Source organism: Rhodoferax ferrireducens T118, from assembly GCF_000013605.1.
GTDB classification, from domain to species: Bacteria; Pseudomonadota; Gammaproteobacteria; order Burkholderiales; family Burkholderiaceae_C; genus Rhodoferax; species Rhodoferax ferrireducens.
The window spans coordinates 2,030,527-2,051,484 of record NC_007908.1 but is presented as its reverse complement, the minus strand read 5'-3'; the positions used below and the strand labels follow the sequence as shown (position 1 = coordinate 2,051,484).

Here is a 20,958-nt window from a genome sequence, read left to right as displayed (position 1 = left end):
TAAAAATTTTGCACTTTGACGCAGTGCAGCATCCAAATTCCCTCTTTGCCAACATGAAAATACATCCCGACGTCATCACGGTGCAATCCATCAGCGGTTACGGCCCAGGCTGGATCGGCCTGGGCACCGAGAAAATTACCGCCAGCGTGGTGATTGGCTCGGGTGGCGAACGCCTGACCTGGAATTGCCGCCGCTTTGAGGACCTGAGCGCCGAGCACTTTGATTTATTGGCCGCACTCAACACCGAGCTGGTGATCTTTGGCAGTGGCGAGCGCCTGCGATTTCCGCAAGGCGCCTGGATCAAATCGCTGATTGACAAACAGATCGGCCTCGAAACCATGGACACGCCAGCGGCCTGCCGCACCTACAACATCCTGGCCGGCGAAGGTCGCAGTGTCGTCGTGGCGCTGCTGATCGAAACCCCCTAGGGATAACGCGGACGCCCGGCTCGAAAGAGAATTTATCGTTTCGGGGTAAAATAGCAGGCTGTAGTCGGGGCTACAAGCACGCTGTCACAGCGGCAGATTGCGATAGGAGCCCTCGATTTGAGCGAATGACGCATCCCTGTTACACGAGATTAAGAACTATGGCGATCATTGTCAACAAACCCCTCCCGGAATTTGAATCCACGGCCACTGGCGGCGTCAGAGTCTCCAACACCTCTCACCTCGGAAAAGTTGTCGTCCTGTATTTTTATCCCAAGGACAACACCCCGGGCTGCACCACCGAAGCGATGCAGTTTCGCGACCGTTACCAGGACTTTGTCAAGGCGGGCGCCACCGTATTTGGCGTCTCGCGTGACAACATGCGCTCGCATGACGAGTTCAAAGCCAAACTGGAACTCCCGTTTGAGCTGATCGCCGACACGGAAGAAAAAATGTGCCACATGTTCGGCGTGGTCAAAAACAAGATCATGTACGGCAAGAAGGTCAAAGGCATCGAGCGCAGCACGTTCCTGATTGGCGCGGACGGCACCCTGAAAGAAGAATGGCGCGGCCTCAAGGTGCCAGGTCATGTGGACGATGTCTTGAAAGCGGTCAAAGCGCAGAAAAAAGTAGCCGTACCGGCCTGAGTTCCAGGCCGCGGTGTTTGTCGATCCGGCCCCGTATCAAGCCGCCCTGTTCTCAAGGCGGCTTTTTGCTTTTAAAGCCGCCCTTTAATTCCCATATTTGCGAGCAAACTCCTTATGCCATTGCCTCCTGCCCCTGCCAAACGCGCCGCGCTGCTGTCCGAACGGGACTACGATGTGCCGGTCGCAAGGCTGCCCCAAACACGCAAGACTGCGAGCCCATTGGCCGAGCCTGGCCTGACCGAAACACCTCAGGCACGGGTGGCCTCCGAAGTCACGCCAGCCAGTGGGCAGGCCCCTGCCGCAGCGCTTGCAGACAGGTCCGCAAGCCGCACCAGAACACCCCGAACAAGCCCTTCGGCCCGCAAGACTCGGCCCGAGTCCGACGTGCAAGTGCAAACGCCGCTATTCGCGCCAGTACCTGCGCCAGTACCCGCTTCAACCCGAACCCAGCCGCCCGCCGACATCAAGCCCAAGAAGACCAAACACAACGGGGCGGCCAAACTGTTTGTGCTTGACACCAACGTGCTGCTGCACGACCCGATGTGCCTGTTCCGCTTCGAGGAACACGACATCTTTTTGCCCATGATCGTGCTCGAAGAGCTTGATGCCCACAAAAAAGGCACCACCGAAGTCGCCCGCAACGCACGCCAAACCAGTCGTTCACTCGACGCATTGGCCGGCCATCAAGGCACTGACATCGCCAGCGGTCTGCCGCTCAACGCCACCGGCCACCGCGAAGCCAGCGGCAAGCTGTTTTTCCAGACCCAATTGCTGGACTACACGCTGCCGACCAGCCTGCCGCAAGGCAAGGCCGACAACCAGATCCTGGGGGTGGTGGAAGCCCTGCGCCAGCAACAGGCCCGCCAGCACAAAGAGCTGTCCACCAGCGCGCCCGAGGGCGCCGCACGCCCCGTGGCGCATGAGGTCGTGCTGGTGTCCAAAGACATCAACATGCGGGTCAAGGCGCGTGCGCTGGGACTTGCGACCGACGACTACCAAAACGACAAGACACTCGATGACGGTGACTTGCTGTACTCGGGCGCCATCGCCCTGCCGGCCAATTTCTGGACCAGTCAGGCCAAGACGGTCGAAAGCTGGCAACAAGGCGCGTACACGTTTTACCGCATCAGCGGTCCGATTGTTGCCAGCCTGCTGATCAATCAGTTTGTTTATTTTGAATCGCCCGGCGAGCCCAGTCTGTACGCCCGCGTGACTGAAATCCGGGGCAAGACGGCGGTGTTCAAGACCCTGAAGGACTACACCCACCTCAAGCACGCGGTCTGGGGCGTCACCTCCCGCAACCGGGAGCAAAACTTTGCCCTGAACATCCTGATGGACCCTGAAATCGACTTTGTCACCCTGACCGGTCAGGCCGGCACCGGCAAGACCCTGATGGCGCTGGCCTCGGGCCTGACGCAGGTGCTTGATGACCGGCGCTACACCGAGATCATCGTCACCCGCGCCACCGTCAGCGTGGGCGAAGACATCGGTTTCCTGCCTGGCACCGAAGAAGAAAAAATGGGCCCCTGGATGGGCGCGCTCGATGACAACCTGGAGGTGCTGGGCAAGACCGACACCAGCGCCGGCGAGTGGGGGCGCGCCGCCACCAGCGAGCTGATCCGCAGCCGCATCAAGATCAAGAGCATGAACTTCATGCGCGGGCGCACCTTTTTGAACAAATACGTCATCATCGACGAAGCGCAAAACCTGACGCCCAAGCAGATGAAGACGCTGATCACACGCGCCGGCCCCGGCACCAAAATCATTTGCATGGGCAACATCGCCCAGATCGACACCCCGTACCTGACCGAGGGTTCTTCCGGCCTGACCTATGCCGTGGACCGATTCAAAGGCTGGGCGCACGGCGGGCACATCACGCTGGCGCGCGGCGAGCGCTCACGGCTGGCGGACTTTGCCAGCGAAGTGCTGTAGGCAAGGTGGCCAGCGCCCGTGATGTCCTGACCCCCGACGCGCTGGCCCTGCTGCAGACCATAGCGCAGACCGGCAGCTTTGCCGCTGCCGCCCGCAGCCTCGGGGTCGTGCCCAGCGCCCTGACCTACCGGGTGCGCCAGTTGGAGGACGCGCTGGACGTCTTGCTGTATGACCGCAGCTCGCGTCAGGCACGTCTGACCGAAGCCGGTGCCGAACTGTTGCGCGAAGGCGCACGCTTGCTGGAAGAAATTGACGCCGTCGCAAATCGTGTCAAGCGCGTGGCCACCGGCTGGGAGCCGCAACTCACCATCGCCGTGGACAGCATCATCTCCAAGGCCACCGTGATGGAGCTGTGCGCGACCTTTTTTACCCTCAACCCGCCCACCCGCATCAAGCTGCGCGACGAAACCCTGTCGGGCACACTGGACGCCTTGATTTCAGGCCAGGCCGACCTGGCGCTTGGTGTCACCGAAGCCAGCACCAACACGGGCATTCACAGCAAGCCGCTGGGCGACGTGAGCTTTGTTTATGCGGTGGCACCGCATCACCCGCTGGCCAATGCATCGGAGCCGCTTAAAGACGAGCTGGTGCGACAACACCGCGCAGTGGCGGTGGCCGACACCATCACCCGCGGTGGTGGCCTGACCTTCGGCTTGCTGGGCGGGCAGGACGTGTTCACCGTGGCCACCATGCAGGACAAGCTCGATGCGCAACTGCGCGGGCTGGGCAGCGGCTTTGTGCCTGATAGCATGGCCCGCGGCTACATTGAAACCGGCCGCCTGGTCGTTAAAAAAATGGAACGTCCGCAACGACTGATTCGGGTCAACTACGCGTGGCGCAGCGTCGCCAAGTCGAGTCCGGGCCGTGCATTGCAGTGGTGGCTGGCCCAGCTTGAGAGCCCCACCACACGCATGGCTTTGCTGGAGCGTTACCGAGGCGTGTAAAGTGCATGACATACAACAATCCTTGGACACATCGTTTATGAACCAATCCAGACTCCAATCTCAAAATATTGCCATCATTGGCGCTGGCATGGCTGGCGTTGCCTGCGCCCGTACCTTGGTGCAGGCGGGTCACAAGGTCACACTGCTGGAAAAAAGCAGCGGCGTGGGCGGACGCATGGCGACACGCAGCACGGCCTTTGGCACGTTTGACACCGGTGCGCAATATTTCACCGTTCGCGATCCGCGCTTTGCGCGGGCGTTGGCGACTGTGCCCGGCGTGTGCAAAACCTGGAGCGCCAACACCATACGGGTACTTGACGCGCATGGTCAGGTCGCGGCAACAGACTTTCCCGCCGCCGAAACCCATTGGGTTCCCACCCCCGGCATGAATGCACTGGTCAGCCGCTGGGCGCAACCACTGCTCGATCAACACAGCGTCGAACTGGAAACACGGGTGACGCAACTGAGCCGCGATGCCGTTCATCCACACCAATGGCAGCTTCACACCGAGGGTCAAGATGGCGCGCAGCATGTGTTTTCCGGCTTCGATGCCGTCCTGCTGGCCATTCCGGCAGAGCAGGCGCGCTTGCTGCTGGAGACCTCGCCCCAAGCCGACGGGCTGGCGCGCCAGATTGACCGGGTCGACGCCGCACCCTGCTGGACGCTGATGTTGGCGTTTCCGCAGGCCATGCAGCCGGACCTGTCGGCCCTGGGACCGCAGTGGAATGCGGCGCGCAGCACGCACCACCGCATTGCCTGGCTGGCGCGCGAGTCGAGCAAGCCCGGACGCGGCAGCGTGGAGCGCTGGACCGTGCAAGCCAGCGCCGCCTGGTCGCAAGAACATCTGCAGGACGATGCCGCGCGGGTGCAAGCCAAGCTGCTCAAGGCATTTACCGAGGTCACCGGTATCCGCGCCGAGCCCGCCCATATCGATACGCAACGCTGGCTGTACGCCAAGACGACCGCACCACTGGGTAAATCACACGTGTGGGATGCCGGCGCCGGCCTCGGCGTTTGCGGCGACTGGTGCCTGGGCGATCGGGTGGAAAACGCGTTTGTCTCAGGTCTGGAACTGGCGCTGGCCGTGGTTTAAACCTTAGACAAGGCATGGTGGCCCAATACATAGGGCGCTTTTCCCCCTCGCCCACCGGACCGCTGCACGCGGGCTCGCTGGTGGCGGCACTGGCCAGTTGGCTCGACGCCCGCGCCCACGCCGGCCAGTGGCTGGTGCGTATCGAAGACGTGGACACACCACGCTGCGTGGCTGGCATGGACCGGGTCATCCTGCAGCAACTGGCCGCGTGTGGCCTGCACGCGGACCAGCCGCCCGTGTGGCAATCGCAGCGCACCGGGCTCTACCAGCAGGCGCTGGACCAGTTGGTGGTGCAGGGACTGGCCTACCCCTGTGCCTGTTCACGCAAGGACATCGAAACCGCGCTGAGTCGTCTGGGCCAGGCGCGAGCACGCCACGGCGAGCTGGTTTATCCGGGCACCTGCCGCACCGGCTTACACGGCCGCGTGGGGCGCGCATGGCGGTTGCGCACTGATTTGTTTAAGCAAAATAAGCCTCTAGCCACCGTGGAATATACGCAAGAAGCTACTAATTTAATAGCATGCAACATCATCCACTGGACCGACCGCCGCCTGGGTGCGCAACAGCAGGACGTGCCAGCGCAGGTGGGTGATTTTGTGCTCAAGCGCTTTGACGGCTGCTTTACCTACCAGCTCGCCGTGGTGGTGGACGATGCGGCGCAGGGCATCACCGATGTGGTGCGCGGCGAGGATCTGGCGGACAACACGGCGCGGCAGATTCTGCTGCAGCAGTATTTGGGGCTGCCGACACCGCGCTACCTGCACACGCCACTGGTGCTGGGTGCCCATGGTGAGAAATTGTCGAAACAAAATGGCGCGCAGGCACTTGACACGACCGAGCCGCTGGCCGCGTTGAACCATGCCGCCCGCGTGCTGGGCTTGCCCGCTTGTAGTGGCAGCGTGGCGGGTGCACTGGAGGCCTGGGTTGAAGCTTGGGACGCCTGAGACTCAACGACAAGAACCACCGTCAACACGTAAACGACATCGCAACGGATTCAAGCCGGGCCAGCACTTCCGAACGCGTAGGCGGCACACACCCGCGGCGCATCACACACAAACTGGCGCTGGCAATGGCGCCGCCCAGCAGCTTCTTGGCTACCTCTTCAGAAACGAACGCACTTCCCCAATCCGCAGGCAACTCGTGCCCCAGCATGGCCGCAACCAGCCCGGCCAGAAAGCAGTCGCCCGCACCCACGGTGTCCACGACCGCTACAGGCTCCAACTCGCGCGCCTGAAACACCTGACCCGCACGCGTCAGCAACGCGGCCCCCTGCGCGCCCAGGGTAAGCGCCAGCACGCTGGCTCGGCTGCTTTGCAGCAGGTGTTGCGCCTGGGCCAGAGCGCCGGCTCCGGGCAAATTCAGGCCAGCCAGGTCCTCGTCACTGGCTTTGATCACATCGGCGAACTGCAGCGCGGTCAGCACATGGCGGCGGTATTGCTCCTGGTGGGGCATGACCGACGGGCGCAAATTGGCATCAATCACCACGGTGCGTCCAGCCTGGCGCTGCGCGGCCAGCCACGGCAGATAGGTCTCGGCATCATCGGGGGAAAGCGCCAGCGCGCCGGTGCACACCAGCGACAGGGTTTCAACCCTGCTGCACGCTTGCTTCAGTGCCGCGGCCGAGGTGGCGCGGTCAGCCACGCCCTCGCGGTAAAACGCATAGTCCGGGTGGCCCTGTTCATCGACATTCACCACCGCCAATGAAGTGACCTGTGGCACCGCCTCCGGCACCGCCAGATGCACCCCAGCTTCCAGCAAACCTTGCGCCAGCCGTCGACCAAAACGATCCCGTGACAAGGGATTCAGGTACAGCGTGCCTATCCCTTGACGCGCCAGCGCCCTGGTGAGGTTGTAGACCGCACCACCCAGGCAGGGCTCAAACCGGCCATCGGCGTGGGCAATGAAATCAATCAGGGCCTCGCCCGCCGTGGCCACTTGAATAGAAGAATTTATTTGCAGCATGTAAGGGTTTTCCATAACTAAAACAACTTGATTTAGTAACAATGACAGGACTATAGTCCAGCCACGCTGATCGAACAAGCGTAATTTCCCGTAGCGGACACCACGGGAAAAGATGAGTCACTACAAGCACCCCGGCCGCAAGGTCTGCAACCAAGAAGGACATCACATGAAACTCTCTACCACCCTGATTCTGAGCACCCTGACCCTGGCCGCCAGCGCCGCCTTTGCCGCTGACCAGCCCGTCATCGGTTTGATCACCAAGACCGAAACCAACCCCTTCTTCGTCAAGATGAAGGAAGGCGCCCAGGCCGAGGCCAAGAAAGCCGGTGCCAAGCTGATGACCGCCACCGGCAAGAAGGACGGTGACACCGCCAGCCAGATCACCGCGCTGGAGAACATGGCCGCCGCAGGTGCCAAGACGATTCTGATTACCTCCACGGGCGACGCCATCATCCCGACCGTGAAAAAAGTGCAGGCCAAGGGCGTTCAAGTGATTGCGCTGGACAGCCCGTTTGACGGCGCGGATGCCCTGTTTGCCACCGACAACTACAAAGCCGGCGTGCTGATCGGCCAGTATGCCAAGGCAGCCCTGGGCGACAAGCCCGCCAAGATCGCCATGCTCGATTTGTTCCCTGGCCACCCGGTGGGCGCACAACGCCACAACGGTTTCATGAGCGGCTTTGGCTTGAAGGCCAATGATGCCAAATCCAACGAACTCTCCAGCACCGCCGAGACGGTGTGCGCCGGCGACACCGACGGTAACCAGGCCAAGGGTCAGACCGCGATGGAAAACTGCCTGCAAAAGAACCCGGACATCAATGTGGTCTACACCATCAATGAACCCGCTGCCGCAGGTGCCTACAACGCGCTGAAAAAAGCCGGTAAGGAAAAAGGCGTGATCATTGTGTCGGTGGACGGCGGCTGCCAGGGTGTCAAGGACACCGCCGCCGGCAAGATTGCCGCCACCTCGCAGCAATACCCGCTGAAGATGGCCTCCATGGGTGTGGCTGCCGGGGTTGAATACGCCAAGACCGGCAAGAAGGTCTCTGGCTATGTGGACACTGGCGTGACGCTGATCGCCAACAAGGCAGTGACCGGTGTGGACAGCAAGGACACCAAGGTCGGCTTGGATCTGTGCTGGGGCAACAAGTAAGCTGCCAACAGCTTATAAAAAGACCGTCATTGCGAGGCGCGCAGCGACGCGGCAATCCAGACGCTCATGGATTGCCAGGCTGCGCTCGCCATGACGAAAAAACGATTCTTTGGCATTTCAAATTCTTGCCCCCCAAATTTTTCTACGGAGACAGTGATGTCCACGACAAACAAACGCCCCATTCCCTGGGGAGCGCTTGGCCCCTGGATCGCATTGGCGGTCACTTGCCTGTTTTTTGCCACCCAGTCAGCGCGCTTTTTGAGCGGCGAAAACCTGTCGCTGGTGCTGCAACAAGTGATGGTGGTAGGCGTATTGGCCATTGGCCAGACCCTGATCATTCTGACCGCCGGCATTGACCTGTCGTGCGGCATGGTGATGGCCCTGGGCGGCGTTGTCATGACCAAATTTGCCGTCGACTACGGCCTGAACCCCTACGCGGCCATTGCCTGCGGCCTGGGCGTGACCACCGGTTTTGGCCTGCTCAACGGCCTGCTGGTGACGCGCATCAAACTGCCTCCTTTCATCGTGACGCTGGGCACCCTGAACATTGCCTTTGCCATCACCCAGATCTACTCTGAGTCTCAAACCATCACCAACCTGCCCAGCGTCATGACCGCGCTGGGAGAGACCTTCAATCTTGGCAGCACCGAAGTCAGCCTGGGCACGGTGACGATGTTGCTGCTGTACGCCATGGCCTGGTTTGTGCTGCGCGAAACCGCGCCGGGACGCCACCTGTACGCCGTGGGCAACAACCCGGAAGCGGCGCGCCTGACCGGCATCAGCGTGGACCGGGTGCTGGTGATTGTTTACTCGCTGGCCGGCCTGTTTTACGGCATTGCCGCCATGCTGTCGGTAGCGCGCACGGGGGTGGGCGACCCCAACGCCGGGCAAACCGAAAACCTCGATGCAATCACCGCGGTGGTGCTGGGCGGCACCAGCCTGTTTGGCGGTCGCGGCATTATTTTGGGCTCCCTGGTGGGGGCGGTGATTGTGGGTGTGTTCCGCAACGGCCTGACCCTGATGGGTGTGGCCTCGGTGTACCAGACATTGATCACCGGTATTTTGGTGATTCTGGCTGTCGCTGCCGACCAGATGTCGCGCAAGGGAGCACGCTGATGAACACGTCCACGTCAAAACCACTCGTGATGCAGACCAAGGGCATCGTCAAACGCTACGGCCAGGTGACCGCGCTGGACGGTACCGACTTTGAACTACGCGCGGGAGAAATCATGGCCATCATTGGCGACAACGGCGCGGGAAAATCGTCGCTGATCAAGACCCTGTCAGGTGCCTCTGTGCCCGATGAAGGCGAGATCTTTCTTGACGGCAAATCTGTGCACTTCAAGTCGCCCATCGATGCCCGCCGCGCCGGCATCGAGACGGTCTACCAGGACTTGGCGGTGGCCCCGGCCATGAGTATTGCCGAGAACCTGTTCCTGGGCCGCGAACTCATCAGGCCCGGCCTGCTGGGCCACCTGCTGCAACTGCTGGACAAGAAAGAAATGCTGGCGCAGGCGATTGCACGCATGCAGGAACTCAAGGTTGGCATCCGCTCCATGACACAGGCGGTGGAAACCCTGTCGGGTGGCCAACGGCAGTGCGTGGCCGTGGCCCGCGCGGCCGCCTTTGCCCAGCATGTGGTGATCATGGACGAGCCCACCGCTGCGTTGGGCGTGAAAGAAGGCAACATGGTGCTGGAGCTGATTCGCCGGGTACGCGACAAGGGCCTGCCGGTGATTCTGATCAGCCACAACATGCCACACGTGTTTGAGGTGGCGGACCGCATCCACATCCAGCGCCTGGGTAAACGCGCCGCGGTGGTCAACCCCAAAACCATCAGCATGAGCGACACCGTGGCCGTGATGACAGGGGCCAAGACGGTGGACGAACTGCCCGCCAACGCCCACGCCTGAAGGCCCACCATGCTCAAAGGAATCAACCCCCTGCTCACCCCCGAGCTGCTGAAAATCCTGATGGAAATGGGCCACGACGACGCGCTGGTGCTGGGTGACGCCAACTTCACCGCCATGCGGTTTGCCGCAGGCAAACCGGTGATCAGGCTGCCGGGCACGTCCATGGCGCAAGTGACGCAGGCGATCACCTCGGTGTTGCCATTGGCGGCTGACGTGGCTCATCCGGTGGCTTTCATGCAGGCCAGCGGCACAGAGCCCCCTGCCCTGTCGGCCCTGCAACGCGAGGTGCTGGCGCTCGTCGAGCCTGAGCTGCGCAGCGGCCAAAGCGCAGAGCCCCTGGAGCGCTTTGCGTTTTATGAGCGCGCTCGCGCGGCCTACGCCTATGTGATGACCGGCGAGCTGCAACCGTTTGGCAACTTTATTTTGCGCAAAGGTGCCATCGGTGAGAATCTACGCCCATGACCCCACCGCGCGCCGCCCCAACCGCTGAAGCTCCTGCCCTGCTGCGCCCGCGTGGCTCCAACCACGTGGGCATGCGCCAGTTCAATGAGCGGGTGGTACTGCAGGCGATCCGGCTCAACGGCAGTCTGCCCAAAGCGGATTTGGCGCGTCTTACCGGCCTCACCGCGCAAACCATCGGACTCATCACCACCCGGCTGGTCGAGGACGGTTTGATTCTCAAGCAAGACCGCGTGCGCGGGCGCATTGGGCAACCCTCGGTACCGCTGTCGCTCAACCCGGACGGCGCGTTTGCCATTGGCATCAAGATTGGACGGCGCAGTGCCGACTGGTTGATGGTGGACTTCTGCGGCCAGGTGCGCCAGCGCCAAAGCCTGGACTATGCCTTTCCCGATGCCCATTCGCTGCTACCCGACATCAAGGAGCGACTGCAGGCCATGGGTGACCAACTCGGTGCTTTGAAAGACCGCCTGGTCGGCGTGGGCGTGGCGGCCCCCTTTCAACTGGGCGGCTGGCACAAGATGCTGGGCCTGTCCGAGGCCCAGTCAGAAACCTGGAACCAGATTGACCTGCGTGCCCAAGTGCAGGCCATGACCAACACACCCGTCAGCTTTGCCAAAGACACCTCGGCTGCTTGTGTGGCCGAACTGGTGGCCGGGCGCGGGCGCGACCTGAAGAATTTTTTATATGTGTTTGTCGACACCTTTGTGGGCGGCGGGCTGGTCATCAACTCGCACTTGCATGGCGGTTTACACGGCAATGCGGGAGCGGTGGCCTCGCTGCCCTGCGGCATGGCACAGGGCGACACACCGCCCCCACAACTGATTCACCATGCGTCGCTGTGGGAACTGGAGCAGCGCCTGACGGCCAAGGGGCTGGACCCCCACGCCGCCTATGACGACCGCGCCCTGGCGACGCCGTTTGAGGCTGAAACCCAGGCGTGGCTCAAGCAGGCCGCCAACGCGCTGGCCCATGCGGTGGTGAGTGGCACGGCATTTCTGGACATCGACGCGGTGGTGATCGACGGCTCGTTTTGCCGACCGCTGCTGACCCTCCTGATCGCGCAAACCCAGCAAGCACTCAAGCGCTACAACTGGGAGGGCCTGTGGCCTGCCAACGTGATCGCGGGCAATGTGGGCCCTGATGCCCGCGCACTGGGCGGCGCGCTGATGCCGCTGCACGCCAACTTTGCGCCCGATCAGGACTTGTTCTTGAAAGTTGGCGCTTAAGCTGATATTTGCCGGGCACAAAAAAGATTCTTCGTTGGGCCGCGTGCCGGACCTGCCCGCTGGCAGCGCCGGCGCGGCGCGCAAGTCGGGGATTTCCCAGTTGAGCGAGCGGGTTGCGCCGGTGACCCAATCGGCCTATTCTTCAGACTGATGGCGCAACAAGCGCAACACCTCAGCGGAGGATTCCATGAACCAGTCAAACACAAAAATGCAGCGTCTGGCCGTTATATTTGTGTTCGCCAACCTGCTGTTCAACTACCCCCTGCTGGCGCTGTTCAACCGCGCCAGCATGCTGGGCGGCATTCCACTGCTGTATGTCTATGTGTTTGTTGCCTGGGCCTTGCTGATCGGCCTGCTGGCGCTCGTGATCGAGAGGAGATAGCGCCATGGGCAGCGAAGGTCGGATCCCTCTGCCGGTCTTCGAGGACTGAATCATGTCGGCCTGGGTCATCCTTTTCTCCGTCGCAGTCTATCTGGGACTGCTCTTCTTCATCGCCTACCGCGGCGACAAGGCGGCCGATGCCGGACGCAGCCTGATCGCCAGCCCCTATGTGTATGCCCTCTCACTGGGCGTCTACACCTCCGCCTGGACCTTCTACGGCAGCGTCGGGCGCGCCGCCACCAGCGGTATTGGCTTCCTTCCCGTCTATCTCGGACCCACCGTCATGATCGCCCTGTGGTGGATGGTACTGCGCAAGATCATCCGAATCTCCAAGGACAACCGCATCACATCGCTGGCCGATTTCATTTCATCACGCTACGGCAAGAGTGCGGCGCTGGCCGGATTGGTCACGGTGATCGCATTGGTCGGCGTCACACCCTACATTTCGCTGCAACTGAAGGCGATTTCCACCAGCTTCGGCATCCTGCGCAGCTACCCCGACATCCTGTTGCTGGCACCGCCGCAGCCGCCGCAGAGCATCTGGCACGACACGGCGTTTTACGCGGCCCTGATCCTGGCGGCGTTCACCATCGTTTTCGGCACCCGCAAGATCGACGCCGCAGAGCGTCACGAGGGCCTGGTGGCCGCGATTGCCTTCGAGTCGTTGGTCAAGCTGCTGGCCTTTCTAGCAGTCGGCATCTTCGTCACCTGGGGCATGTATGACGGCGTGCGTGACATCTTCGCCCGTGCCGCGCAAGTGCCGCGCATCGCTGAAGTCTTCACCATTGGCGGCTCGACCGAGGCCTACCGCGGCTGGACCTCGCCCGCCGACGCTGCCACTCGGCTGGCGTTGGCACCGGGCACAGTCATGGACATCTACCAGAGCTGGGCCGAGCTGTTCTCGACAGCCTTCGTCGGGATGCTGGCCATCATGTTCCTGCCGCGCCAGTTCCAGATCGCCGTCGTTGAGAATGTCGACGAGGCACATCTGAACAAGGCGATCTGGCTCTTTCCCCTTTACCTCTTCCTGTTCTCCCTCTTCGTCCTGCCAATCGCCATGGGCGGCCTGTTGCATTTTGGCACCAGCGTCAATCCTGATGCCTTCGTCCTGACCCTGCCCCTGGCCGGACAGCAGAAAGCACTGGCGCTGCTGGTCTTCCTCGGCGGCTTCTCGGCCGCCACCGGCATGGTGATCGTCGAGAGCATCGCCCTGTCGACCATGGTCTGCAACGACCTGGTCATGCCGATCTTGCTGCGCATCAAGGCGCTGCGTCTGACCGAGCGCGCCGATATCTCCGCCCTGCTGCTGGCGATCCGTCGCATCACCATCGTGCTCGGCCTGCTGCTCGGCTACACCTATTACCGGCTGGCAGGCGAGGCTTACGCGCTGGTGTCGATTGGCCTCATTTCCTTCGCCGCCGTCGCCCAGTTCGCCCCGGCGCTGCTGGGCGGCATCTACTGGAAGGGCGGTACGCGAAGCGGCGCACTGTCCGGGCTAGGCGCCGGCTTCCTGGTCTGGGCCTATACGCTGATGCTGCCGGCTTTCGCCCGCTCCGGCTGGCTGCCCATGGCGCTGCTGGAACACGGGCCGTTTGCCATCGCGCAGCTGCGCCCGCTTGCCCTGTTCGGCCTGGACGGGCTCGACGAAATCAGCCACGCCATGCTCTGGAGCATGCTGGCCAACGTCGGCGCCTACCTGACGGTGTCGATCATGAGCGGGCAGAGCCTGGTCGAACAGACGCAGGCAGCGCTGTTCGTCGACGTCTTCAAGCATGGCCGCGGCGCCGAGAGGGTCTGGCGCGCGAGCGGCTCGCTGCTCGATCTGCACACGCTGATGGTGCGTTTTCTTGGCGCCGAGAACGCCCGCCAGGCGCTCGTTGCCTACGCCCGCCAGCGCGGCCTGGAATGGCCGCAGGAGATCGACGCCGAGCTGTCGCGTTACTGCGAGGCGCAACTGGCGGGCGCCATCGGCACCGCCTCGGCAAGGGTCATGATTGCGTCAGTGATCGAGGAAGAACTGCTGCGCGACAGCCTCACCGGTCTGCCCAACCGCGCGCTGCTTCTGACCCGGATCGACGATGCCATGAAACGCATCCAGATCGAATCCAGGCGCGGCTTTGCGCTGGTGTTCCTCACGCTTGACCGCTTCCGCACGATCACCGACAGCCTGGGCGGCGCCTACGGCGACCAGTTGCTGATCGCCATCGCGCAACGCCTGGGTACCGGCCTGCGCCCCGGTGACACGATCGCCCGCATCGGCGGCGAAAGCTTCGCCATCCTCCTCGACGAAACCAAGGACGCAGAGGTGGCGGCACGTTACGCCGAGCAGCTGCAATCTGCGCTGGCGGTCGGCTTCAACCTGGAGGGGCATGAACTATTCACGACCGCCAGCATCGGCATCGTTCTTGGCCACTCGGGCTACGTCGACGCCGGCGAGCTCCTGCGCGACGCCGAGACGGCCAGCCACAACGCCGAGCGGCGCGGCGGGGCGTGCTACGAGTTGTTCGCCGCCGATATGCGCGAGCGTGTCGTCGCTCTTCTCGAAATGGAAACCGAGTTGCGCCGGGCAGTGGCGCACGGCGAGGAATTCCTTGTCTATTACCAGCCCGTGGTGTCGCTGCAAACGGGCCGGCTGGCGGGTTTCGAGGCCCTCGTTCGCATGCGTCGCCCCGATGGCAAACTGGTACCACCGAGCGAATTTATCCCGCTCACCGAGGAGACCGGCCTCATCGTCTCAATCGGTCGCTGGGTGTTGACCGAGGCCTGCCGCCAGATGCACAGCTGGCAGCAACGCTACCCGGATCACCCGCCCATGCAGATCAGCGTCAACCTTGCCGGGCGGCAGTTCACCCAGCCCGCCCTGCTGCAGCAAATCGAAGCCGCGTTGGCGGAAACCGGCCTGGCCACCAGCAGTCTCAAGCTCGAAGTGACCGAGACCCTGCTCATGGCGCACGCCGAGGAGGCGGCGGTGGCGCTGGAGAAATTAAGCGCCCTTGGGATCAAGCTGCTGATGGACGACTTCGGCACCGGTTATTCATCGCTGTCCTACCTGTACCGTTTTCCGATCAACACACTGAAAATCGACGCCTCGTTCGTGCGCCGCATGGACGTTGACCGCAAGAGCGCCGACATCATCCAGAGCATCGTCACCCTGGCCCATGCCCTGAACATGGACATCATTGCCGAGGGGGTGGAGAATGCCGCGCAGTTGGCACAGTTACGGGCGCTGCAGGTGGAATACGGGCAGGGCTACCATTTTGGCCAGCCGCTCGATGCGGCGGCGGCCGAAGCGATGATCGTCGCCCGGCCGGTCTGGTAGCCAGCGCCCGGGGGATTGAGCCCGCCATCGTCTCTACAATCCTGTCCCGTGAACGATACAAACCGCACCCAACCGACCTCCCCTGACAACCCAAGCCTTGCGCGCCAACCCCGCATCCGGGGCCGCGTGCCGGAGGGCGTGGCCTTTCCGAAAGAAATCAAGAGTTTTGTGCGCCGCGCCGGTCGCACCACCACCGGCCAGGCCAAGGCCCTGGAGGACATGGGGCCCCAATTCCTGTTGCCCTACCAAACAAGTGCTATTGATTTTATAGCTACTTACGCAGATTCGACGGGGGCTAGAGGCAATAATGATATAAATCCCGGGCCAGTCATCCTGGAAATCGGCTTCGGCATGGGCGAAGCCACCGCCCATATCGCGGCCCTGATGCCGGAGAAAAACTTCCTGTGCTGCGAGGTGCACGAGCCTGGTGTGGGTGCGCTGCTCAAGCGCATTGGCGAGCAGGGCCTGCGCAACATCCGCATCGTGGCCCACGACGCCGTCGAGGTCATCGACCACATGCTGCCGCTGCAAAGCCTGGACGGTGTGCACATTTTCTTCCCCGACCCGTGGCACAAGAAGAAGCACAACAAGCGCCGTTTGATTCAAAGCGCCCTCATTGCCAAACTGGCCGCACGCCTGAAGGTCGGCGGCTACATCCACTGCGCCACCGACTGGCAGCCCTACGCCGAGCAGATTCTGGAAGTGCTGAGCAAGGAGCCGCTGCTGAAGAACACGGCCACACAAACTCACCCGGAGCTGGCAGGCTACGCGCCCAAGCCCTATTACCGCCCGCTGACCAAGTTTGAAAACCGCGGTATCAAACTCGGGCACGGCGTGTGGGATATCGTGTTTGAGCGGGTCTGACTTCATCAAGCCGCCCGCCCGCAACGGCGTCGGGCCCAGCTGCATCGGGCTGCCCGCCGGCGCCTGGCCCACCACCCTTGATTTCTTGACCGAGCGCTTTTCCGCCATCCCTCGGGACGTCTGGCACCAGCGCATGGCGCAGGGCGATGTGGTCGATGAGCACGGCGTGCAGCTCGCGCCCCACAGCGCCTACCAGGGCCACAGAAGGGTCTACTACTACCGCGCGGTGCCGGATGAGCCGCGCATCCCGTTTGATGAGGTGATCCTGTTCCAGGACGAGCAGCTGATCGTGGTCGACAAGCCGCATTTTTTACCCGTGATGCCCTCGGGCGGCTACCTGGCAGAGACCGTGCTGGTGCGACTGAAGCAAAAACTGGGCATCGACACGCTGGTGCCGGTGCATCGCATTGACCGCGACACCGCCGGGCTGGTGATGTTCTCCGTGCAGCCCGAAACCCGGGCCGCCTACCACGCGCTGTTCAGCCAGCGCAGCGTCAAAAAGACCTACGAAGCGATTGCCCCGTGGCGCGAGGGTTTGGCGCTGCCGATGACGCGCCAAAGCCGCATCGTCGAGGCCGGCCACTTCATGCTGCAGCACGAGGTCAGCGGCCCGCCCAACACCGTGACCCGGATTGAGGTGCTGCAAGTGCAGGGCGGCCTGGCCCGCTACCAGCTCCAACCCGTCACCGGCAAACGCCACCAGTTGCGTGTGCACATGGCGGCTTTGGGCCTGCCGATTCTGGGCGATGGCCTGTACCCTACCCTCACACCCGAAGGACAAGTTGACTACGAGCACCCCCTGCAACTGCTGGCCCGGCGCATTGAGTTTGTCGACCCGGTCAGCGGGCAAGCCCGGCAGTTTGAGAGCCGGCGCAGCTTGATGAGCCTGGCGTGACGCTCCTTATTTGATTTGAGCCTGGCTTTTTTTACCACCAACAGAATGCAACTTTTTTTTCGTCAGGCCGGCCAACAGGCGTCCCGGCCCATCGTCTGGCTGATCGGCTTTTTTGCCTTTCTGAATGTCTACTCCATGCAGGCGGTGCTGCCCATGGTGATGCAGGATTTTCACGCCTCACCCGTGCAAGCCGGGTTGACGGTGGGGGCAACCGTGCTGGCGGTGGCGCTCGTATCTCCCTTCATGGGCATGCTCTCCGACGCCTTCGGACGCAAAGTCATCATCTGCGCCTCCCTGTTCGCCCTGACGGTGCCGACGGCCCTGATCCCTGTGGCCGGCAGCCTGAACGCGCTGATTTTCCTGCGCTTCCTTCAGGGGCTGGCGGTTCCTGGCATCGTGGTGGTCCTGATCGCCTACCTGTCCGAGGAATTCCATTCGGGCGGGGTCGCCCGTATGACCGCCACCTATGTGGGCGGCACCGTCATGGGTGGCTTTTGCGGCCGTTTTATCACGGGCCACGCCGGTCATTTGTTGGGCTGGCGCGGTGCGTTCGTCACGCTGGCCCTACTGAATCTTTTTGGGGCTTTGCTGGTGCTGTGGCTGCTGCCTCCCTCGCGTTACTTTGTTGCCAACCGAAATATCAGAGCGGGGTTTGGCACGCTGTGGCGTCACCTGCATCACAAGCGACTGATGGCGGCTTGTGCCGTGGGTTTCTGCGTGCTGTTCTCGCTGGTGGGCACTTTCACCTATGTCAACCTGCACCTGGCATCAAGCCCTTTCAATCTCTCTTCCGCTGGCTTGGCCAATGTTTTCAGCGTCTATCTGGTGGGTGTTCTGGCGACCCCGCTGGCAGGGCCGTATGTTGTCCGGTTCGGTTTTCTGAGGTCACTCCTGGGGGCTTTGGCCCTGTCCGCCGCTGGCTTGTCGCTGACCCTGTTGCCCTCCTTGACTGCGGTCATCATCGGCCTGACGGTGTGTTCAACAGGCGTCTTCATTTGCCAGTCGGCCACCCTCAGCGCGATCGCTCAAAACGTCAGCGAGGGACGCTCCCTGGCCACGGGCATTTACTACATGAGCTACTACGCGGGCGGCGCGGCTGGCTCATTGCTGGCTGGGATGGCCTACGAAGGCTGGGGTTGGGGCGGCTCGGTGTTGTCCATCGCACTGATGCAGGCGCTGGCCGCCGTCATTGCAGCTGTCGCCTGGCGTCAGCCAGCTCAAAGCGGGGGTTGAAATGCCCATTGCCCAACCGGCAGGACTGGCGCCTTGTCGGGTTATCAGACGCCCGCGATAACCGCCTCAATTTCTGCGAAGGTTCTCGCCATTTCGTGCCCGTGTAACTGCACCCCCAGCTGACGCGCAATTTGCGAGGCCGAAAATATTCCAAGCAAATATTGTTTTTCATCCTTGCCCTGGCCCACCACGATGGCGTGGACCCTGCCATCTGCTTTCAATGAGGCCACGATGTTTCCCACTGAAGCCTTCTTGACTTCCTCAATATCCAGAGCATCCATTTTTTCCACAGGCACCATCACATCGGCAACGCGCAGTTCACTGCGCTTGGTTTGACGAGCTTGGGCCACCAGCACGGGCTTTTCCCCGAGGGCATCGACGGTCGTGATCACGCCGATGATGTTGTGGGTCTCCCCGACCACAAATAGCAACCTCACGCCGCGCACCAGCATGGAGTGGTTCGCTTCATCCAGAGAGGCGTCTGCGTTGATGGTGGCCGAAGGCACCTGTGAAAGGTCGGTCATGACAAGAATGGCGGCAGAATCGACGTTAACGACTGGCGGATTGAATGCCTCCAGCAGATAACAACCCTTGGAGGAAACCGATGTCTTTGGCAGGGGCCGGAATTGCGCGTCTTCGCTCATGTTTGCACCTTGGAGTAAATGGATTTTTCGATTAGTTGTGGAGGTCTGTCATTCCGTGTCAGCGGTCATTCACCGCGAAATCGCAGCCAGCTTCTTTTGGCTAGCTGCTTTGCGGCGCTTCACAACCATTTTCAAGCGGTCAAACAGAGTGCCGAGGGTAGCTACGTAACTTGTTGTCGTCAACCGGTCCGCATCGGCTTGCCGCCGGATACGCTGGACATTCTGCTTCCCAAGCTGTACCTGCAGACTGCGACCCGTTCAGCCGAAGCGATGAACCCTACATACCTTGGCCACGCTACCGATCTTCAAGGTACGCCCTGGATGTACCGTCGTTCTCGGCTCCCTCCGCTCTCCAGACGAAATGAGGCTAAGGCGGGTGTTTTCGACTCGAAACGCCCCATGGATGCCGAAGGCAAGACGGTACTCTTGCTGCGAACGGTAGCAATCGAGCTTCGACATTGCTATCCTTTCTGGGAGCGCCCAATCTACGATTGGCGGCTCGTCCGGCATGTAGTACTTGACCTCGCCATGAACAAGCATCTTGCTCTTAACAGACGGCCTTCGCAGCAGGGCAGCGCGAACGCCCGCGATGAGCTTTGTAGGATTGGTGATTTCTACACATGCGTTCGCTTGGAATTGAGCTGCCAACTCGGCGCTGAGCACGGTACTGAGGCAGAAGATGAAGATGTCGTCTTCGTTTGCCGTTGACTCAAACGAATGAGACAGAACCCGCGTCTCGCGTGTTGCGACAAGCGTTATCTCAAGCCCCTTCGCCGGACGATAGAGCTTTGTTCCTTCAAATTCATCGCCACGTACTTGCCCATCTTCGTAGTCGCGGAAGTACGACAGCGCTCGAAACAGGATCGCGCCCTCTCGGACGAAGGCGTCCACGTACTTCGCGGGTAGGTACTTGTAGAGGCTAGGCACGGGACGGGTCTAACGTCAAGTCAACCGCAAACCGCTGCGGCATAAATCGGCAAAATCACCAAGCGAAGCACCCGCCCTGCACGCAAACCTTGCTCGCCTAAAAGCAGCGGCAAACCCGGCGTCTGGGTTGTTTTGAAATCCGGCATGCTTCCTGCGTTTAGTCGTTCTTTTGAGTTCTACCAACTGTACCCGACCGGGTGAGTCTGCGAATTCAGCGTGGCACGGCATTCAGCCAACGCAAGTCGGTTTGATGTGCAAAACAAGAACTTCATATACTTGGATGAATAAAGACAAGATATCCATCTAACCACCGTATTTATTAACAAAGATGCTACTTTATCAGTAGCAATTTAGTCGTAAAAAACTGCATTGAAGTGCATTCAATGCACATATAAACCAACGTCTATTCCAGCACCGCCAACATTTCCGCACCCCAAGCAATCGACCCTTCCTCCAACAGAATGCCTTTTTTCAGGATCATGTGGTGGATGCGGGCCTCGCGGGACAAGGGCTTGCCGTGCAGAAAATCGCGCTGCTCGATGGCGCGGTAGTGCGCCAGTTTTTCCTGGTGCAGAGCGATGCGCCGGCGCAGTTCGTCGCGCAAATCGATCTCGCCCAAAGCGGCGTCGGCCCTGAGCTTGACCATGAACTCGTCGCGCAAATCCATGGGCGCAGAGGGCTCGCAGGCCCAGCGTGCCAGCTCGGCGCGGCCAGCGCTCAGCACCCGGTACTCGCGCTTGCGGGTCTTGCCGGCGTCGGGTGCGCTGCTGGACTCGATCCACCCGGCCGCCTCCATGCGGGCCAGCTCGCGGTAAATCTGCTGGTGCGTGGCGTGCCAGAAATAGCCAATGGACTTGTCAAAGCGGCGCGCCAGGTCGTAGCCGGAGGACGACTTTTCAATCAGCGAGGTCAATACGGCGTGGGCTAATGACATGGG

General features: G+C 61.6%; 20 protein-coding genes. 16 read left to right on the top strand and 4 right to left on the bottom strand.

Annotated elements, in window-relative coordinates; genetic code table 11:
• Positions 1 to 53: 53 nt before the first annotated feature.
• From RFER_RS09655 to gluQRS, 6 genes are all read left to right on the top strand, one after another.
• Positions 54 to 428 (top strand): Mth938-like domain-containing protein, encoded by a 375-nt coding sequence (locus tag RFER_RS09655; RefSeq protein ID WP_011464204.1) that lies wholly within the window; start codon positions 54 to 56, stop codon positions 426 to 428.
• Positions 429 to 586: 158 nt separating this feature from the next.
• A complete protein-coding gene (locus RFER_RS09650) occupies positions 587 to 1,072 on the top strand; it encodes a peroxiredoxin (protein ID WP_041790498.1) in 486 nt (161 codons plus the stop codon).
• A gap of 114 nt (positions 1,073 to 1,186) precedes the next feature.
• The gene (locus tag RFER_RS09645) at positions 1,187 to 3,004 is read left to right on the top strand and encodes a PhoH family protein (RefSeq protein ID WP_011464202.1); all 1,818 of its coding nucleotides are present in this window, start codon (positions 1,187 to 1,189) and stop codon (positions 3,002 to 3,004) included.
• A 5-nt stretch (positions 3,005 to 3,009) separates the two neighbouring features.
• Positions 3,010 to 3,948, top strand: coding sequence for a LysR family transcriptional regulator (locus RFER_RS09640; protein ID WP_011464201.1), 939 nt, complete (start codon positions 3,010 to 3,012; stop codon positions 3,946 to 3,948).
• A gap of 37 nt (positions 3,949 to 3,985) precedes the next feature.
• Entirely contained in the window at positions 3,986 to 5,041 is a 1,056-nt protein-coding gene (locus RFER_RS09635) for an NAD(P)/FAD-dependent oxidoreductase (protein WP_011464200.1), read from the top strand.
• Positions 5,042 to 5,055: 14 nt separating this feature from the next.
• Positions 5,056 to 5,985, top strand: a complete 930-nt coding sequence (gene gluQRS / locus RFER_RS09630) for a tRNA glutamyl-Q(34) synthetase GluQRS (RefSeq protein ID WP_011464199.1) — start codon at positions 5,056 to 5,058, stop codon at positions 5,983 to 5,985.
• A 22-nt stretch (positions 5,986 to 6,007) separates the two neighbouring features.
• Here gluQRS and RFER_RS09625 read toward each other — a convergent pair whose 3' ends face one another.
• The gene (locus tag RFER_RS09625; RefSeq protein WP_244095846.1) at positions 6,008 to 7,003 is read right to left on the bottom strand and encodes a PfkB family carbohydrate kinase; all 996 of its coding nucleotides are present in this window, start codon (positions 7,001 to 7,003) and stop codon (positions 6,008 to 6,010) included.
• Between the two features lie 166 nt (positions 7,004 to 7,169).
• Between RFER_RS09625 and RFER_RS09620 the strand changes: the two genes are divergently transcribed.
• The 10 genes from RFER_RS09620 (at position 7,170) to RFER_RS09575 (ending at position 18,450) form a co-directional block, all read left to right on the top strand.
• Positions 7,170 to 8,156: a sugar ABC transporter substrate-binding protein gene (locus RFER_RS09620; protein ID WP_041791861.1), complete on the top strand. Its 987-nt coding sequence runs from the start codon at positions 7,170 to 7,172 to the stop codon at positions 8,154 to 8,156.
• Between the two features lie 156 nt (positions 8,157 to 8,312).
• A complete protein-coding gene (locus RFER_RS09615; protein ID WP_011464196.1) occupies positions 8,313 to 9,272 on the top strand; it encodes an ABC transporter permease in 960 nt (319 codons plus the stop codon).
• Complete coding sequence (locus RFER_RS09610) at positions 9,272 to 10,069, top strand: ATP-binding cassette domain-containing protein (RefSeq protein ID WP_011464195.1); 798 nt, start codon at positions 9,272 to 9,274, stop codon at positions 10,067 to 10,069. Before RFER_RS09615 ends, RFER_RS09610 begins: the two co-directional genes overlap by 1 nt.
• 9 nt (positions 10,070 to 10,078) lie before the next feature.
• A complete protein-coding gene (locus RFER_RS09605; RefSeq protein WP_011464194.1) occupies positions 10,079 to 10,531 on the top strand; it encodes an RbsD/FucU family protein in 453 nt (150 codons plus the stop codon).
• Positions 10,528 to 11,757 (top strand): ROK family transcriptional regulator, encoded by a 1,230-nt coding sequence (locus tag RFER_RS09600; protein WP_011464193.1) that lies wholly within the window; start codon positions 10,528 to 10,530, stop codon positions 11,755 to 11,757. The genes RFER_RS09605 and RFER_RS09600 overlap by 4 nt, the downstream gene beginning before the upstream one ends.
• Before the next feature lie 187 nt (positions 11,758 to 11,944).
• Positions 11,945 to 12,139 carry a hypothetical protein gene (locus RFER_RS09595; protein WP_011464192.1) on the top strand — a complete coding sequence of 65 codons (195 nt, stop codon included), beginning with the start codon at positions 11,945 to 11,947 and terminating at the stop codon, positions 12,137 to 12,139.
• A gap of 52 nt (positions 12,140 to 12,191) precedes the next feature.
• Positions 12,192 to 15,458: an EAL domain-containing protein gene (locus RFER_RS22980; protein ID WP_011464191.1), complete on the top strand. Its 3,267-nt coding sequence runs from the start codon at positions 12,192 to 12,194 to the stop codon at positions 15,456 to 15,458.
• A gap of 126 nt (positions 15,459 to 15,584) precedes the next feature.
• Positions 15,585 to 16,322 (top strand): tRNA (guanosine(46)-N7)-methyltransferase TrmB, encoded by a 738-nt coding sequence (gene trmB / locus RFER_RS09585; protein ID WP_011464190.1) that lies wholly within the window; start codon positions 15,585 to 15,587, stop codon positions 16,320 to 16,322.
• Positions 16,309 to 17,217, top strand: a complete 909-nt coding sequence (locus tag RFER_RS09580; RefSeq protein ID WP_011464189.1) for an RluA family pseudouridine synthase — start codon at positions 16,309 to 16,311, stop codon at positions 17,215 to 17,217. The genes trmB and RFER_RS09580 overlap by 14 nt, the downstream gene beginning before the upstream one ends.
• Positions 17,218 to 17,262: 45 nt before the next feature.
• Positions 17,263 to 18,450 (top strand): MFS transporter, encoded by a 1,188-nt coding sequence (locus RFER_RS09575; protein ID WP_011464188.1) that lies wholly within the window; start codon positions 17,263 to 17,265, stop codon positions 18,448 to 18,450.
• A 44-nt stretch (positions 18,451 to 18,494) separates the two neighbouring features.
• Here the strand turns inward: RFER_RS09575 and RFER_RS09570 are convergent, their stop codons facing one another.
• From RFER_RS09570 to RFER_RS09560, 3 genes are all read right to left on the bottom strand, one after another.
• Positions 18,495 to 19,094, bottom strand: coding sequence for a CBS domain-containing protein (locus RFER_RS09570; protein WP_011464187.1), 600 nt, complete (start codon positions 19,092 to 19,094; stop codon positions 18,495 to 18,497).
• A gap of 258 nt (positions 19,095 to 19,352) precedes the next feature.
• The gene (locus tag RFER_RS09565; RefSeq protein WP_166485698.1) at positions 19,353 to 19,985 is read right to left on the bottom strand and encodes a hypothetical protein; all 633 of its coding nucleotides are present in this window, start codon (positions 19,983 to 19,985) and stop codon (positions 19,353 to 19,355) included.
• Positions 19,986 to 20,424: 439 nt separating this feature from the next.
• Positions 20,425 to 20,955: a PadR family transcriptional regulator gene (locus tag RFER_RS09560; protein WP_011464186.1), complete on the bottom strand. Its 531-nt coding sequence runs from the start codon at positions 20,953 to 20,955 to the stop codon at positions 20,425 to 20,427.
• Positions 20,956 to 20,958 lie beyond the last annotated feature (3 nt).

Coding starts and splice junctions, on each gene's coding strand:
- RFER_RS09655 (WP_011464204.1), top strand. CDS start 54: ATGAAAATACATCCCGACGTCATCACGGTGCAATCCATCAGCGGTTAC.
- RFER_RS09650 (WP_041790498.1), top strand. CDS start 587: ATGGCGATCATTGTCAACAAACCCCTCCCGGAATTTGAATCCACGGCC.
- RFER_RS09645 (WP_011464202.1), top strand. CDS start 1,187: ATGCCATTGCCTCCTGCCCCTGCCAAACGCGCCGCGCTGCTGTCCGAA.
- RFER_RS09635 (WP_011464200.1), top strand. CDS start 3,986: ATGAACCAATCCAGACTCCAATCTCAAAATATTGCCATCATTGGCGCT.
- gluQRS (WP_011464199.1), top strand. CDS start 5,056: ATGGTGGCCCAATACATAGGGCGCTTTTCCCCCTCGCCCACCGGACCG.
- RFER_RS09625 (WP_244095846.1), bottom strand. CDS start 7,003: ATGCTGCAAATAAATTCTTCTATTCAAGTGGCCACGGCGGGCGAGGCC.
- RFER_RS09620 (WP_041791861.1), top strand. CDS start 7,170: ATGAAACTCTCTACCACCCTGATTCTGAGCACCCTGACCCTGGCCGCC.
- RFER_RS09615 (WP_011464196.1), top strand. CDS start 8,313: ATGTCCACGACAAACAAACGCCCCATTCCCTGGGGAGCGCTTGGCCCC.
- RFER_RS09610 (WP_011464195.1), top strand. CDS start 9,272: ATGAACACGTCCACGTCAAAACCACTCGTGATGCAGACCAAGGGCATC.
- RFER_RS09605 (WP_011464194.1), top strand. CDS start 10,079: ATGCTCAAAGGAATCAACCCCCTGCTCACCCCCGAGCTGCTGAAAATC.
- RFER_RS09600 (WP_011464193.1), top strand. CDS start 10,528: ATGACCCCACCGCGCGCCGCCCCAACCGCTGAAGCTCCTGCCCTGCTG.
- RFER_RS09595 (WP_011464192.1), top strand. CDS start 11,945: ATGAACCAGTCAAACACAAAAATGCAGCGTCTGGCCGTTATATTTGTG.
- RFER_RS22980 (WP_011464191.1), top strand. CDS start 12,192: ATGTCGGCCTGGGTCATCCTTTTCTCCGTCGCAGTCTATCTGGGACTG.
- RFER_RS09575 (WP_011464188.1), top strand. CDS start 17,263: ATGCAACTTTTTTTTCGTCAGGCCGGCCAACAGGCGTCCCGGCCCATC.
- RFER_RS09570 (WP_011464187.1), bottom strand. CDS start 19,094: ATGAGCGAAGACGCGCAATTCCGGCCCCTGCCAAAGACATCGGTTTCC.
- RFER_RS09560 (WP_011464186.1), bottom strand. CDS start 20,955: ATGTCATTAGCCCACGCCGTATTGACCTCGCTGATTGAAAAGTCGTCC.